At 51.6% G+C, this 13,943-nt stretch carries 13 protein-coding genes; 6 read left to right on the top strand and 7 right to left on the bottom strand.

Translation table 11 applies throughout. The features are described 5' to 3' along the window. Window positions 1-42: 42 nt before the first annotated feature. Window positions 43-1,803 (bottom strand): L,D-transpeptidase family protein, encoded by a 1,761-nt coding sequence (locus tag METH11B_RS0123615; protein ID WP_026604149.1) that lies wholly within the window; start codon window positions 1,801-1,803, stop codon window positions 43-45. Window positions 1,804-2,170: 367 nt separating this feature from the next. On the opposite strand from METH11B_RS0123615, the gene METH11B_RS0123605 reads away from it, so the two are divergent. From METH11B_RS0123605 to METH11B_RS0123590, 4 genes are read left to right on the top strand one after another with little or no spacing between them, the layout of a single operon-like run. Further along, the gene (locus tag METH11B_RS0123605) at window positions 2,171-3,490 is read left to right on the top strand and encodes a hypothetical protein (protein ID WP_231499661.1); all 1,320 of its coding nucleotides are present in this window, start codon (window positions 2,171-2,173) and stop codon (window positions 3,488-3,490) included. A 15-nt stretch (window positions 3,491-3,505) separates the two neighbouring features. Beyond that, window positions 3,506-3,721, top strand: coding sequence for a DUF2905 domain-containing protein (locus METH11B_RS0123600; protein WP_026604147.1), 216 nt, complete (start codon window positions 3,506-3,508; stop codon window positions 3,719-3,721). Window positions 3,722-3,745: 24 nt separating this feature from the next. Then, window positions 3,746-4,249 (top strand): YqiA/YcfP family alpha/beta fold hydrolase, encoded by a 504-nt coding sequence (locus METH11B_RS0123595; RefSeq protein ID WP_026604146.1) that lies wholly within the window; start codon window positions 3,746-3,748, stop codon window positions 4,247-4,249. A 17-nt stretch (window positions 4,250-4,266) separates the two neighbouring features. Then, the gene (locus METH11B_RS0123590; RefSeq protein ID WP_020485579.1) at window positions 4,267-4,440 is read left to right on the top strand and encodes a rubredoxin; all 174 of its coding nucleotides are present in this window, start codon (window positions 4,267-4,269) and stop codon (window positions 4,438-4,440) included. 19 nt (window positions 4,441-4,459) lie between these two features. Here the strand turns inward: METH11B_RS0123590 and METH11B_RS0123585 are convergent, their stop codons facing one another. The 4 genes from METH11B_RS0123585 to METH11B_RS0123570 form a co-directional block, all read right to left on the bottom strand. Beyond that, the gene (locus METH11B_RS0123585; RefSeq protein ID WP_026604145.1) at window positions 4,460-4,816 is read right to left on the bottom strand and encodes a hypothetical protein; all 357 of its coding nucleotides are present in this window, start codon (window positions 4,814-4,816) and stop codon (window positions 4,460-4,462) included. A 105-nt stretch (window positions 4,817-4,921) separates the two neighbouring features. Next, window positions 4,922-5,887 (bottom strand): protease modulator HflC, encoded by a 966-nt coding sequence (gene hflC, locus METH11B_RS0123580; protein ID WP_020485577.1) that lies wholly within the window; start codon window positions 5,885-5,887, stop codon window positions 4,922-4,924. Continuing rightward, on the bottom strand, window positions 5,884-6,861 hold the full coding sequence (hflK, locus tag METH11B_RS0123575; RefSeq protein ID WP_026604144.1) for an FtsH protease activity modulator HflK: 978 nt from the start codon (window positions 6,859-6,861) through the stop codon (window positions 5,884-5,886). The genes hflC and hflK overlap by 4 nt, the downstream gene beginning before the upstream one ends. A gap of 287 nt (window positions 6,862-7,148) precedes the next feature. Beyond that, window positions 7,149-10,412 (bottom strand): bifunctional diguanylate cyclase/phosphodiesterase, encoded by a 3,264-nt coding sequence (locus METH11B_RS0123570; protein ID WP_026604143.1) that lies wholly within the window; start codon window positions 10,410-10,412, stop codon window positions 7,149-7,151. A 315-nt stretch (window positions 10,413-10,727) separates the two neighbouring features. On the opposite strand from METH11B_RS0123570, the gene METH11B_RS0123560 reads away from it, so the two are divergent. Further along, complete coding sequence (locus METH11B_RS0123560; protein ID WP_026604142.1) at window positions 10,728-11,273, top strand: peroxiredoxin; 546 nt, start codon at window positions 10,728-10,730, stop codon at window positions 11,271-11,273. 144 nt (window positions 11,274-11,417) lie between these two features. Here METH11B_RS0123560 and corA read toward each other — a convergent pair whose 3' ends face one another. Continuing rightward, entirely contained in the window at window positions 11,418-12,383 is a 966-nt protein-coding gene (gene corA, locus METH11B_RS0123555) for a magnesium/cobalt transporter CorA (protein ID WP_036278214.1), read from the bottom strand. Between the two features lie 36 nt (window positions 12,384-12,419). Next, a complete protein-coding gene (locus METH11B_RS0123550) occupies window positions 12,420-13,571 on the bottom strand; it encodes a hypothetical protein (RefSeq protein WP_026604140.1) in 1,152 nt (383 codons plus the stop codon). A gap of 194 nt (window positions 13,572-13,765) precedes the next feature. On the opposite strand from METH11B_RS0123550, the gene METH11B_RS28870 reads away from it, so the two are divergent. After that, the gene (locus METH11B_RS28870; protein ID WP_081733868.1) at window positions 13,766-13,924 is read left to right on the top strand and encodes a cation-transporting P-type ATPase; all 159 of its coding nucleotides are present in this window, start codon (window positions 13,766-13,768) and stop codon (window positions 13,922-13,924) included. Window positions 13,925-13,943: the final 19 nt, after the last annotated feature.

The raw sequence follows: 13,943 nt of genomic DNA, 5'->3' as shown, positions 1-13,943 counted from the left end.
CCAACTAACAGCATAATCCAAAACTGGCAAAACTGAATCCTGTTAACCGCCGCCGGCACTATTCACAGTTTTACTGACTAACTGCTGTTTAGCGCCCGGATCGGCTGCTTTGCTCAAAGCAGTCTGCAACAATTCATCTTGACCATAAATGTCCGGGTAAAAGCGCGGTTTATCATCAAGACCCACAAAAACAGTGGTATAAAAAAATAACACCGGTATCGATTTTTTCAGAGTGACTCGCTGGGTTTTAGGCCCGGCCATGGCCTGTTGTATGGTTTGCTGATCCCACTCGCTTTGGTCGCCGAGCACAAATTCCGCCAGCTTTCCAGCTTCCGCCACTCTAACGCAGCCGTGGCTGAGATCACGGCGATCCCGGTTAAACGCCGCTTTGCCCGGCGTATCATGCAAATACACATCGGCCTTGTTCGGAAAAATAAATTTCACCCGCCCCAAGGGATTGTTACTGCCGGGGCGTTGTCTGGCGCGCACCCGACCACTCTTGATTTCGTCGACAATGCTGTCTTGATTTTCGTCGTCGTCTTCATCGTCGGCATAGCGTCCTACCAATTCAATATCCTGACTGGTCAGAAACTCTTCATCGCTCAATAGTTTCGGCAGCATTTCCTTATCCATGATGCTTTTCGGAATGTTCCAATACGGCATGAACTCCAGATATTTCATTTCTTCCCAGAGCACCGGGGTCTGGTTCTTTTCAGCCTTGCCGACTATCACTTTCATGGTCAAGGGCTGTTGATCGTCGCGAGAATTGAAGGCCCATAACTGAAACGCCGGGATGTTTACAAAAATCCTCGGCCCTTCCGGCAACTCCGGCATCCAACGCCAACGCTCCATGGCCAATTCAAGCATGGCGATTTTATCGGCCGGCGTTTGATTCAATAAGGCCAGGGTCTGTTTGCCAATCACCCCGTCGGCTTTTAAGCCTTGCTGTTGTTGCAAACGTTTCACCGCTTCCGTCGCCGCCGCATCGTACAGCGTCTCTGTGCTGCCGGCACCAATGACGTCTTCCGCTTTCAGCTCACCCAATTCCAGCAGACGCCGATGCAACTCGGGCAATTGCGCGTCTTGCTCGCCGGGGCGCAGCGATTTTGCCAAAAGCAGTTTTGGCTTCTGCGCGACGGTATTTTGTTGACGATAAGCAGCCAACAAAGTCTTTAATTGCTGATATTGCTTGAATTTGGGTGCCAGCGCCGCCGGCAGTTCGGCAAGCGTTTGTTGTTGAATATGTTGATTCAGCAACACAGCGACATCGCTTGCCGATTTGGCGGCAAACTGCGCGGGATAATCGAAGTCGCGCGGATCGACCCGGCCGACATGCAGATCACGCGCGTAATGTACCAGCGCGATCGACAAGGCCACGTCGTAAGAGACCAACTCCGTCGTCGCATTTTTCGATAATGTAACGGCCTGTTGTAAGTAGCCGCGCAAACGCTCGACTTCGTATGTATCCGGATTCAAACCATCGGCCTTGGCATTGCTTAGCAGACTCAAAGCGTCTTCGCGATTTTTCGCAGCACGACCTTCGCCCAGCCAAATCAGCTGATTGGCATTCATCTGATACAACTGTTTCAACGCGTCGCTATACTGCGAAAAATCCGCTTGCGACAGTAAAGGCTGCTGTTTGCTGGCCAGTAATGACTGTATGGCTTGCCCAACAGCAGGCTCTGGGCTTTGGCTGCTGGCGGATTGCGAGAAAAAATACAACAGCATCAGTACCGTCAGCAGGTACGGTGGAGAGTTGCGCCATGTTGTTTGATTACTGCTTGATACGGCTTGCTGCGTCATGATTTTTGCAAGTTCAAATTCGGACAAAGGTTGCCATATTGACAAAATACGCGCTCAAGTTCTAGCTGCGCCGGATAAAAAGGGCTTAATTCCATTGAATGCACCGATCATTGCTGCGCCCTATAAAAATTCGCAGCGATTTCGGTAAACGTGATACCACGGTCATAAAAATACCGTGCGGTGCCTGGTTTCACAAGTTTGGATCCAGCTGTTCAGAAAACTCCCATCAGCATATCGACTAGCTGACAACACACAACCTTAACCGCCTGTTTGTAAATTGTTTTTGCCACTTCTGTAGGCATCCGTATAAGAATTTACAGATTTGTGGGCGAGCGTATCGCGCTAGAATAGCGGGCGTAAATCCTGTTTGACCATTAATCCACGCCTATCGTTTTTCATGCATCCCCATCCAGAACCCGAGCAAACACCTAACGCCAAACAGCTAAATAGCGATTGTCGCTGCTCGTCGCTAAATCGCAAAGCGCTGCGCAGCGAACTGAATAGGCTGGAGGGAAACGAGGATTTGTATCGGCTGATCGCAGAGGAGCGGCCGAATTTGTTCGCGGAGTCGGCGGTGTTCATCGATCAAGCTTGCCTGGACCAACAACTGGCGATCATCGCCGCGCTGGAACGGGTGATTGCGCTGCCGGCGTATCAACAACAGGTACTTCAATACGCACCGGATGCCGCACAGTTTTTAGCAAAAGCTCACGGTGTATTTCTAGGCTACGACTTTCATCTGAGCGCTGACGGCCCGAAACTGATCGAAATCAATTCTAATGCCGGCGGTGCGATGATTAATGCGCTATTGATTCGCGCACAAAACAGCTGTTGCGAAATCGTCGGCAACCAACAGCCCGGCAAACTCAACTTGCCCAGGCAAGATACTCAGCAGGCCGAAACCCTGTTCATGGAGATGTTTTACTTGGAATGGCGAGCGGAGCGCGATGTGGCGCCCCTGCGCAGTATTGCCATCGTCGACGACGACCCGCAAAACCAATACATGTGGCCGGAGTTTCTGTTGTTTAAACACTTGTTCGAACAACATAAAATCCAAACTGTAATCTGCGATCCTGGGGCCTTAAACTATCGAGACGACCGACTCTGGCACGATGATCTGCCAATCGATCTGGTTTATAACCGCTTGACCGACTTTGGCTTGGAATCGCTGGAAACCCAGACTTTGCGGGAAGCCTATCTGGCCGGTGCGGTAGTGCTGACGCCGCACCCCAGAAATCATGCGCTATATGCCGACAAAAGGAATCTGGTCTGGCTGGGCAACACTGATTTTCTAAAAGCAATCGGCGTCGATGAGCATGCCCGGACGATATTGCGAGAAGGTATCGCCCACACTACGCAGGTCGATGCGCAGAATGCCGAACGGTTCTGGTCCGAACGTAAGCAGCTGTTTTTCAAACCAGCCAGAGGCTACGGCAGCAAAGCGGCGTATCGGGGCGACAAACTGACCCGGCGCGTTTTCGAGGATATTCTGCAACACGATTATGTGGCGCAGACCCTGGTAAAACCCAGCGAACGCCATCTTGATGCCGGCGAGTTAAAATTGGATCTACGCCACTATGTCTATCAAGGCCAAACCCAATTGGTCTGCGCCCGCCTTTACCAAGGCCAAACCACTAACTTTCGGACACCCGGCGGCGGTTTCGCGCAAGTGGTGGTGATCCCGTAACGCACAGGAAAAGAGATGGAACCCGGAAAAGCATTAATTCTTATCGGCTCGGCCATCCTGGTGCTCGGCTTGGTTTTGAACTACGCCCCGTGGTTGGTGAATTGGTTCGGCAAACTGCCGGGGGATATTCGGATTCAGGGTAGAAATAGCTTAGTGTTTATTCCGATTACGTCGATGATTGTAATCAGCGTGCTGATCACGTTATTGGCCAATTTATTTTTCAGAAAATAAGCTTTCGAACAGCGAGAAAAGATCATGAGCAAACTGGTCATATACAGCCACGGTAAGGATAGTATTCCCTGGGGCGAAAAACCCCTGGCATTGGCAGAAGTCGCCAAACGCCAAGGGTTTGAATTTATCAGCCCGGATTATCAAGCCAGCAACGACCCGGACTGGCGGGTACAGCAGCTATTGGCGCTTGATGTGTCGGGATATGAAACGATAGTGCTGGTGGGCTCCAGCATGGGTGCTTATGTTTCGACCGTCGCGGCGGAAATCATCAAGCCGAAGGGCTTGTTTTTGATCGCGCCGGCATTCTATTTGCCAGGCTATGCGCGTACCGAGTTTAAGCCAGGCACTGCCAACATCGAAGTGTTTCATGGCTGGCAAGACGATGTAGTAGCCCCGGAAAACGCCTGGCGCTTCTGCCACGAACATCACGCGCGCCTGCATATGTTGGATGCCGACCACCGCTTATTAAGCATATTGCCAGTAATGGCGACGGCTTTCGAAAGATTTCTCGGCGATTGTGCCGCTTAACACCCAGAGTGAATCCGATGAGCGATTACCAGAAATACCACTGCATGGAATGCGAGCACATTTACGACGAAGCCAAGGGCGACCCGGATAGCGGCATCGCACCCGGCACCCGCTGGGAGGATATCCCCGACGACTGGGACTGTCCGATTTGCGGCGCGCCGAAAAGTTTTTTCAAGTTACTGGCATATTGACCGCTCCGTCCACGCAGCCTCAATACATACCGTTACCGAGCAAAGCCCCGGCGGCGGCACCGATACCGGCGGCTATCGGATCGCCGCCCCCCAAATGATAACCCATCGCACTACCCACCATACCGCCCAGTAAACCTTGCGGCGACCGTTGGTCGTAGCCGTAATAAGCTGGCGGCGGAGGTGGAGCGTAATACTGAGGAGCCGGCACATACTCGACGACCGGCGCGGGTTGATAATAAATCACTTCTTCCCTATACATCGGCTGATAATGCCCGTGATGATGGTGGCCATGATGATGTCCCCAATGCTCATGGTCGGCCAACGCAGCCGACGACACCAATAAACCCAAAACGATGACTGTTGTTGTTTTTAACATCGCAAACCTCCTGTTAGTCAATTATTTGCTTGCGATAAAGTTTGCCGTCACCAGCTTAATTTTTGCTTATTGGCGTTATAAACCGCATCGCCGCTTTGCTGGGTATTAACGATTCTTTTGCTCCACCCGCTTCAATAGGCCAAATAAATCGCTATTAGTGGACAACACAATGGTAGCGTCGCCGTCTATCACTTTGCGATAGGTTTCCATGCTCTTCAAGAACTTGTAAAACTCGGCGGACTCGGGTTTTTGCCCGTAGGCCTTGGCGTAAATTTCGGTGGCCTTGGCATCCGCTTCGCCTTGAATTTCTTGCACACGTTTATATGCGGTGGATTCGATTTCATTGAGATCCCGATCCCGATTACCGTTAATCCTGGCCGCCTCGCCCTCGCCTTCCGAGCGGAAACGCTGGGCAATTTGCAAGCGTTCGCTGATCATCCGCTGATGGATTCGTTCAAGTACCTGATGGTTGTAATTGATGCGTTTGAAGCGCACATCCAACAATTCGACACCAAATTCGGCCAATTTCGGCGCTGCGGCATCGAACACGTCTTTTTCGATCGCCGCCCGGCCCACCCGGATTGGCCGCAATACGCCTATCGTGCCCTCACCGGTCAACGGCCCCAAGCTTTCGTCTTGCAGGGGTTTACGATCCTTGTCCGAACGCACCACTTCGATCAATTCGTGACGGGCAATCGCAGTGCGGGTCTCGCTGCCTAAAATGTCCTCTAAACGCGATTGCGCGCTACGTTCGTCACGCAAGCGTAAGTAATATTGCATGGGCTGGGTGATGCGCCAGCGGGCGAAGGTATCGACTTGTACATAGGTCTTATCCTTGGTAGACATCTCCACCATCGGTCCATCCCAGGCCAGGTAACGCTTATCGAAGCTATTGATCTGCTGGGTAAACGGGATCTTGAAATGCAAACCAGGGCTGGTAATCGGCTCGCCGACCGGTTTACCGAATTGGGTGATGATAACCTGCTCGGTTTGGTCGACGGTAAACACCGATTGCCATAGCAAAAACCCCGAAACAACGATTAACAGCCAGTTTCTTGTCGATAGATTCATTTGACTACTCCCGCTGCCTGACCGGGAAACGGCAACATCGGCAATATTTGCTGCACCGAGTCATCGACAATAATTTGCTGGCTGGCTTGCGGTAACACCTCGCCCATCGTTTCCAGATAAATCCGGGTGCGCGTCACTTCCGGGGCTTTTAGATATTGTTCCAACACTTGATTGAAAGCGGTGACATCCCCTTCCGCTTCGTTAATTCGTTTAAAACGATAACCTTCTGCGGCGCGAATTTTCTGATCCGCTTCACCACGCGCGCGCGGCACTGCTTTGTTATATTCGCCATTCGCCAGATTGATGACGTTCTCTCGGTCTTGCTGAGCACGATTCACTTCATTGAACGAGGGCTGTACCGGTTCGGGCGGATTGACGTTTTTCAGTTGCACTTGATTGATCGACACTCCTAACTGGTAGCGTTCCGCGAGTAAGCGGGCACGCGCCAAAACGGTGTCCTCAATCTCCTGCCGACCGATGGTAATAATTTCATCGACGGTGCGATCACCCACCACCTCTCGCATCACCGCTTCGGAAATGTCCCGCAAAGTCAGACCAGGATCGCGGACATCAAACAGATATTTTTCCGGGTCGGTGATCCGGTATTGCACGATCCACTCCACCAGCGCCGAATTCAGATCGCCGGTTACCATCGACTTTTCCAAGGCCGGTTCATCGCCAATTTGATCCGGGTTGGTGAAGCCTGGCGTAGCAAAGCCAAACTCCAGCTTCTGCTGACGCTGAGTGGGCACGGTAATGACGCTATCCACGCCAAACGGGAGTTTGGCATGCAAGCCGGACGGGACTTTTTCGATGAATTCGCCAAAGCGCAACACAATACCCTCTGACTCGGCGGGGATGGTGTAAAACGACATGGTCGCGCCGACCAGCACCGTGACGATAATCAGGATCGCCAACGGCGAAATCGGCAGCGAATCGGGCAGATTTTTAAAAATGGGATTGACGTCGTTCAAGAACTGGCTCCGTTAAGTCGGCGAAAAATCAAATTGCGTAGCGTTATCAAACCGGCCCAGCAACTCCCTGGAGTCGTCATTCCGGCGAAGGCGGGAGCCGTAAGACCACACAGAAAATCCAAACTAGCCGCTGGGCTAACGCCTTCGCGGGAGCGACGATATTTATGGGCCGGGATAATAGAGAAGTCACCAGCACCGCCGAACTCAGTAAACAAGCATGGACCCGCTCCACCCTTTCGTCAATTTGTAAGCTGCGCAAGCTCGACCGCACGCCACCGAAATATCCTTCAAGACGTTCTAGTCGAATCGATGACGCTTTGCCGCAAAAACAGCTCAAATTGGTCGCTAGGCATTGGCTTGCTGAATAAATAGCCTTGAATCTCCTGACAGCCCTGTTCGCGCAAGAACTCCCGCTGTTCGACCGTTTCCACACCTTCGGCTATGGTTCGCAAACCCAGGCTGCCGGCCAGGCTGATCACCGCGCTGACGATGGCTTTATCTTCCGAATCGGTACTGATGTCACGGACAAAAGATTGGTCGATCTTCAACTTGTATACTTTAAATTTCTTCAGATAACTCAATGACGAATAACCGGTGCCGAAGTCGTCGATAGACATGCGTACGCCACGCTCATGCAGATTATTCATCACCGCCACCGCAGCTTCGGGGTTTTGCATCGACACCCCTTCGGTCAACTCCAGCTCCAAATACTCGGGCGGCAAGCCTTCCTTTTCCAAAATACGCGAAACCATCTCCGGCAAGGCCGGATGACTAAATTGAGCAGCCGATAGATTGACCGCCATGATCAAAGGCCCCAGCCCCTGATCAAGGCAGGTTTTCGCTTGCCGCACCGCCGTTTGCAACACCCACTCACCGATAGGCAGAATCAGTCCGCTGTCTTCTGCCACCGGAATGAATTCGGCCGGCGAAACCATGCCAAACTCGGGATGCCGCCAGCGCAACAAGGCTTCCACACCGATCACGCGCCCACTATGAATATCCGCCTGCGGTTGATAATAAACATGCAGTTGTTGGCGATCCAAGGCATGGCATAAGGCATTAACCAGTTGCAGATTGCGCTGGGCACGGGCTTGCATTTCCGGCGTAAAAAAGCGGTAACCGTGTCGACCATCGGTTTTGACCCGGTACATCGCAACATCCGCACTTTTGGACAGGCTTTCCAGGTCCTCGCCATCGTCCGGATACAAGGCTATGCCGATCGATGCGCTCATCGTCAAATCCAATTCCTCAATTCGGTAAGGCTCCGCTATCGCATCCAGTAATTTTTGCGCGACATTCGCCGCCCCACCGGCATCGGTGCCCGGTAACAGGAAAATAAATTCGTCGCCGCCCAAACGCGTCACGGTATCTTCTTCGCGCAGCACGGCACAAAGCCGATCGGCTAATTCCACCAACAGCGCATCGCCGACGCTATGCCCCAGGGTATCGTTAACATTTTTGAAATGATCGAGATCAAGAAACATTAGCGCTAAGTGGCCGTTACTCCGTTTAGCCAAACTCAATGCATATTTCAAATGATCGTCCAATTGACTGCGATTCGGTAAGCCGGTGAGCGAGTCGTAATTGGCCAAATAATAAATGTGCTCTTCTGCCTGCTTGCGTTCGATAGCCAGGGCGATAAAATGCGCGACCATTTCCAGCAAGCGCAATTCATGTTTGTTAGGAACGGCAGGGTGACGATGATAAATCGCAAAGGTGCCCAGCACTTTTTTCCCGGCAGAAAGCACCGGTTCCGACCAGCATGCCGCCAAGCCTGCCCGTTCCGCCAACGCCAGAAAAGGCTGCCAATACGGATGCTCGGCAAGATTTTCAGCGATAGTCCTTTCCCCGGTGTATGCGGTATTGCCGCACGATCCAAGCCCGGCACCTATCTTTAGGCCGTCAATCGCCTGATTGTAAAAATCCGGGAGACTTGGCGCCGCGCCTATTCGTAAACGCTGATCCTCATCCACCAGCAAAATCGAACACAGACTATCTGTCAGGAATATTTCAAGTTCGGTGACAACATCCCGCAAAACATCCATCAGCTGTAAGTTACCGTTGAGTCGCTCCAGCATAAACACCCGCAAACTTTCCATCTGCTGCGCTTGCTGACGTTCGGTCTCGCGCTCGAAGCCGCCGATGGCATGATCGATGTCCATGGCCATTTCCAACAACAAACTGCGCGCGGCATCGTCAAACACATTTATTTCATCGCCGTACAACATAAATGCGCCAGCCGGCTTGCCATTGCGATGCAAGGGTAAGGCAGCGGAAGCCTGCCAATCGAATTTTGCCCCACGCGCATGCCAGGCAATGGTAGCAGGGTCATGTTGAAAATCCTGGCACCAGTATGGCCTGTCCTCTCTAACCGCGATACCGGTTGGTCCACGCCCGGTCGGCAGGTTCTCGTCTATCGATATTGCAATGCCATCCAGGTATTCGATGCCGATGCCGTAACAAGCAACCGGTTTGATCGATTGGCTGGCTTGGTCAAGCATTCCGATCCAGGCCATTTTCATGCCGCCAAAGACCACCGCATCGCGGCAGATTTGCGGGAATAATTCGGCCTCGCTGGTACAGCGAACAATGGCTTGATTACATTGACTTAATGCGGCATACAATTGGGTCAAGCGCAGATTTTTCGCTTCGGCACTCCGACGCGCGGCTTCGACAGTTGCCAAACTTGACTGAGTTTCCGCCAGCCAGCCCAACACGCTGTTGCGCATGCCCTCGCCAACCGAAATAGTTTCGGAAAAATCGCCGCTACCCAAACGAACGATCTGATCGTGCAATTCATCGACCGACGCGCCCAATATCGCGTGTAAAGTCCGATACGCCCGCCAAAGCGTCAAAATCAACATTACCCCAAACAGCACGAATACCATCCGCAACCAGAAGGCAATACGCGCTCTGGCAATCACGCTCTGTTGCGTGCGCAGGTCCATCAATTCGAAGGCTTCGATGATCGACTGCATGACTTTCGCTTTTGCTTGGTGGTAAGCCGCATCGTGTAGCATCAGATTGGCCTGACGCCAGGTAGCGTTGGGCATTTCCTGATTCGAATCAACCATGTCCATCGCCGTGCGCTCTATTTGAATGAGAGCCGCGGAATCGGCAGTGGCTTCGGCCATTTTCGCCATTTCCTGCTCGGAAAACCCGGCTTGCCGCATCAACTCCAGCAAGGCAAGCGCTTGACTGCCTGATTGCGGTGCGAGATGACCATTGGCAATCGCCAAATCCCAATACATGTCGTGATAATTTTCGGGCCGGGGCAGTTTGCCGTCGCGAATGTCGATAATGTCTTGATAATATCGTTTGAAGATTGAATCGCCGGTGGCTACATAGCTGCGCGCCACATGGGAGAGATCGTTGGAAGATTGCCGAAACTCGTCGGCCAGTAAATGTGACTCTAAGCGGATTTCGTTGGCGCGATCAATTTGCTTCTCTGCGCGCACGTAAATCGCGAATGCGATGGCGAAAATCACAAACATGGCCAGATTCAGCCACAAAATTCGAGAAAACCGGGAAAAGTAATACGGACGCGTCATTTTGCTTATTCCGTTATTCGACTCCAAAATAGACACTGGCCTGTAAAAAAACTTAGATGCAACCGGCCAAAAACCACGAATAATATAAGTGAAATTTTAGGTGAACCATACCACTATAGTTTTCCGGCTTTCGGCCCGGACATCCAGACCATTGGGATTATCTGTTCAAAATGGGGATCGGGCAAATCCAACCGAATGACTGCGAGTGCCTGTATCACCATTGTGTAACCGGCTTTTTGCGGAATACTGGCCATGCTAATAAACTCAAAAACATTCGGCACTTCATCATCGCATACCGCTTAAGGGAGATTATGTATGCAAAAATTCACTCTTACGTTCAGACTCTTGGTCTTCATGCTGTTCGCCTTGCTAACGTTTTCGCAGACGGCAAACGCGGCCCCTTTACAAGTCGGTCAATCTGCACCGTTATTTCAATTGCCAGCGCACGATGGCGATCCGATAAGTTTAGCCGCTCGGCGCGGGAAAGGTTGGACAGTATTATATTTTTATCCCAAAGCCGGTACACCCGGCTGTACCACGCAAGCCTGCGCCTTTCGCGATGCCATCAATCTGATCCGCGAGCAAAATGCCGAGGTTTACGGAATTAGCACCGATGACGTCAAGGATCTGTTGGCGTTTCATCAGCAACATAAACTGACCTTCACCTTGTTATCCGACGCGGATGCCAAAGTCAGCGAAGCCTACGGCGTGAAAATGCCGATATTGAATATGGCCAAACGCTGGACATTTATAGTCGATCCCAATTTAACCATACGCCGTATCGATGACGATGTAGACCCCGCATTGGATGCCAAACGCGTCGCGGAAATGCTGAAGCAATTACAGGCGAGCGGCAACTGATGCAATGTTAAGCGTATTATCAACCCAGCCGTTAACTACGTCGCTCCTGCGCAGGTGGGATGAGCCCAGTAACTATTCTCGATTCCCGCTTTTGCGGGAATGACGGCCACAGGTAATTTAAGGACTGGGTTAACAAGAGAGCGCTCACAACCACCCGGCCCGCTTCAAACGCAAATACAAGGCCAAGCTGCACAGCGCCACGCTGCCAACGACTAAGGGGTAACTGTACACCCAATCCAACTCCGGCATGTGCCGGAAGTTCATACCGTACAAACTGAATACCATGGTCGGTATCGCCAAAATCGCCCCCCAACCGGCCAAACGTTTGACTACTTCGTTTTGTCGCACCGTTTCAAAAGTAAGGTGCACCTGCATCGCCGCCAGCAACATCTCGCGCATGCCTTGTATAGCCTGATCGACGCGTTTGATGTGATCGGCGATGTCGCGGAAATACACTCTGACATCCTTGTGTATCAGACCGCCATGAAAACGCATCAACTCGTTGCAAATATCTATCACCGGATTTATAGCGCCTTCCAGCAACAATAACTCGCGCTTTAATTCGTAGAGATCTTCCATGGTTTGCCGGCTGGGCCGATATTGAAATATCGCCGACTCCAATACATCAAAGCGGTCTTGCAATCCGGCAATCGCTACCATGTAATTATCGACGATAAAATCCATAATCGAGTACAAGGCAAAGCCCGGTCCCTTGCTGAGTTGGTGCGGCATGGCCTGACAACGCTCACGCACCTTGCTCAAACTCTGCGACGCGCCATGGCGTACGGTGACCACAAAACGCGGCCCCATAAAAATGTGCGTCTCGCCGAATTCCACTTTTTTCTCGATCAATTCCGCCGTATGCAGCACGATAAACAGCGAATCGCCATATTCCTCGATCTTCGGCCGCTGGTGCGCGGCGCAAGCATCTTCAATCGCCAGCTCGTGTAAACCAAATTCCTGCTGAATTTTTCTCAATATCTCGGCATTCGCTTCGCGCAAACCCAACCAGATAAAGGTATCGTCTTTCAGCAATACTTCGCTGATGTCTTCGATGGTGACGTCGCCGATGCCCACGCCTTTTTGATAGGCCACGCAGCGCATCACCATGTTTTTGTCGATAGTTTCGCTCAAAATATCTCCCGCTTATTTGGAAATAGTAATTTCCGGCGCACCCTTCCGCGCCAGGTCGGTCATGGTCATTTGAAAAATCTGACATAACAATCTAAAACCTTCCCGATTCCATTGATAGCCGGTTTCCGGCTGCAAGGCATAATAATTGTCGCCGAAACGCACGCTAATCTCGGTTGAAGAAGGCTCGTCTTCGCTGACCAGTAAGGCCATGGTTTGCACTGGGTTCTCGCTCACCGAAGGCGTCCTAGGGTGCTTATCGACAGCGTATTCCGGATCATCATTGATCGTTTGACCGATAAAATTCAACACATTGTGAAAGCTGCGCAAGCGAAACACACCGTGCAACGGCCATTCGCCACCCGGATAGCCGGCGCGAATATCCACACTGACATCATTTTCGGCGCCTTGATCGGCTTCTTCATGCAAACGCAAACGCTCTTCGTTGCTCAATGTTGCGGGATCGTAATTGGTCAACAAGATTCGTCCTGTCACCCGCTTAGTTAAGGTCAGTTGCTTTTGGTCGGCGCTGAACTCAACTTTATAGTCTTTTTGCAAGGCCGCCAATTGCTCGACGTTTATCGCCTCGGCAGACAGACTCCAACTGCGATTGAATATCAACGGTTCCACAAACAGCTTATGGTTGTCCTGGATGGCGGACAAATGCAACACAGCTTGCCGGAACAATCGATAACCGTCGCCATCCGCCGGTTGATTCAAATACACGCCGGCCTGCTCGCCGCCGTTTAGCCTTAGCTCGCCGGCGAGTAGACGCAACAGCAAATCCACGTCCACACCTTGCCGCAACAACATGGTCAGTTTGTTTTCCTGAAACGGTGTCAACAAGCGCCGGGTAAATTCCTCCCCTTCGATGGGCACAATGCTGATTGTCGGATTTTCAGACATCGTCCCGCCAAATACAGGCGTCATCACCGAACCGACTTCACCGGTAAAGGCCGGCGTGGCACCGGCATTGAATTGAAAATTAAACGTAGCGGCGATGTTCGAGACACCGGTGAAATGCATGGGTTGGTGCTGATGGGCACGGCCGATGTTCAGCAACAACTGTTTCGACAAAATATCGGTGGTGACCTTATCGTATTCGATCACCGCCCTATCCAGCGCCAGCGGCGAAAAGCAGCCCTGCAAACCGCATAAAATCAGCATAGCCAAACACCTGGTGGCGAAAGATACGAGAGAATATGGGCTATTAAGACTCATCTGCTTACCGTGTACACATAAAAAATGGGTGAAGTTTGCCTGCTATGCGCACCAAAAAACAAGCACGATGAAGAATTGCCCGTCGTGCATATCGGAAATAATCCGATTCGTTCTAAACTCTTGCTTATTGGATTACGCTCATGAAAATCCAGCATCTGACACCCGCAGAAGCCCTGTACAGTTTAGACTCCAGCATGGAAGGCCTGGCCGATACCTCCTTTGAAGGTCGCCTGCATGCATTCGGTTTTAACCGTATCGAAGAAAGCCGGAAAAAATCGGTTTTATTGGCAGTCGCATAAGCATTCCTGCACTTTTTTG

The organism is Methylomonas sp. 11b, from assembly GCF_000515215.1.
Classification (GTDB): domain Bacteria; phylum Pseudomonadota; class Gammaproteobacteria; order Methylococcales; family Methylomonadaceae; genus Methylomonas.
Note: the sequence above shows the minus strand (reverse complement) of the source record. Positions and strands in the feature narration are given on the sequence as shown.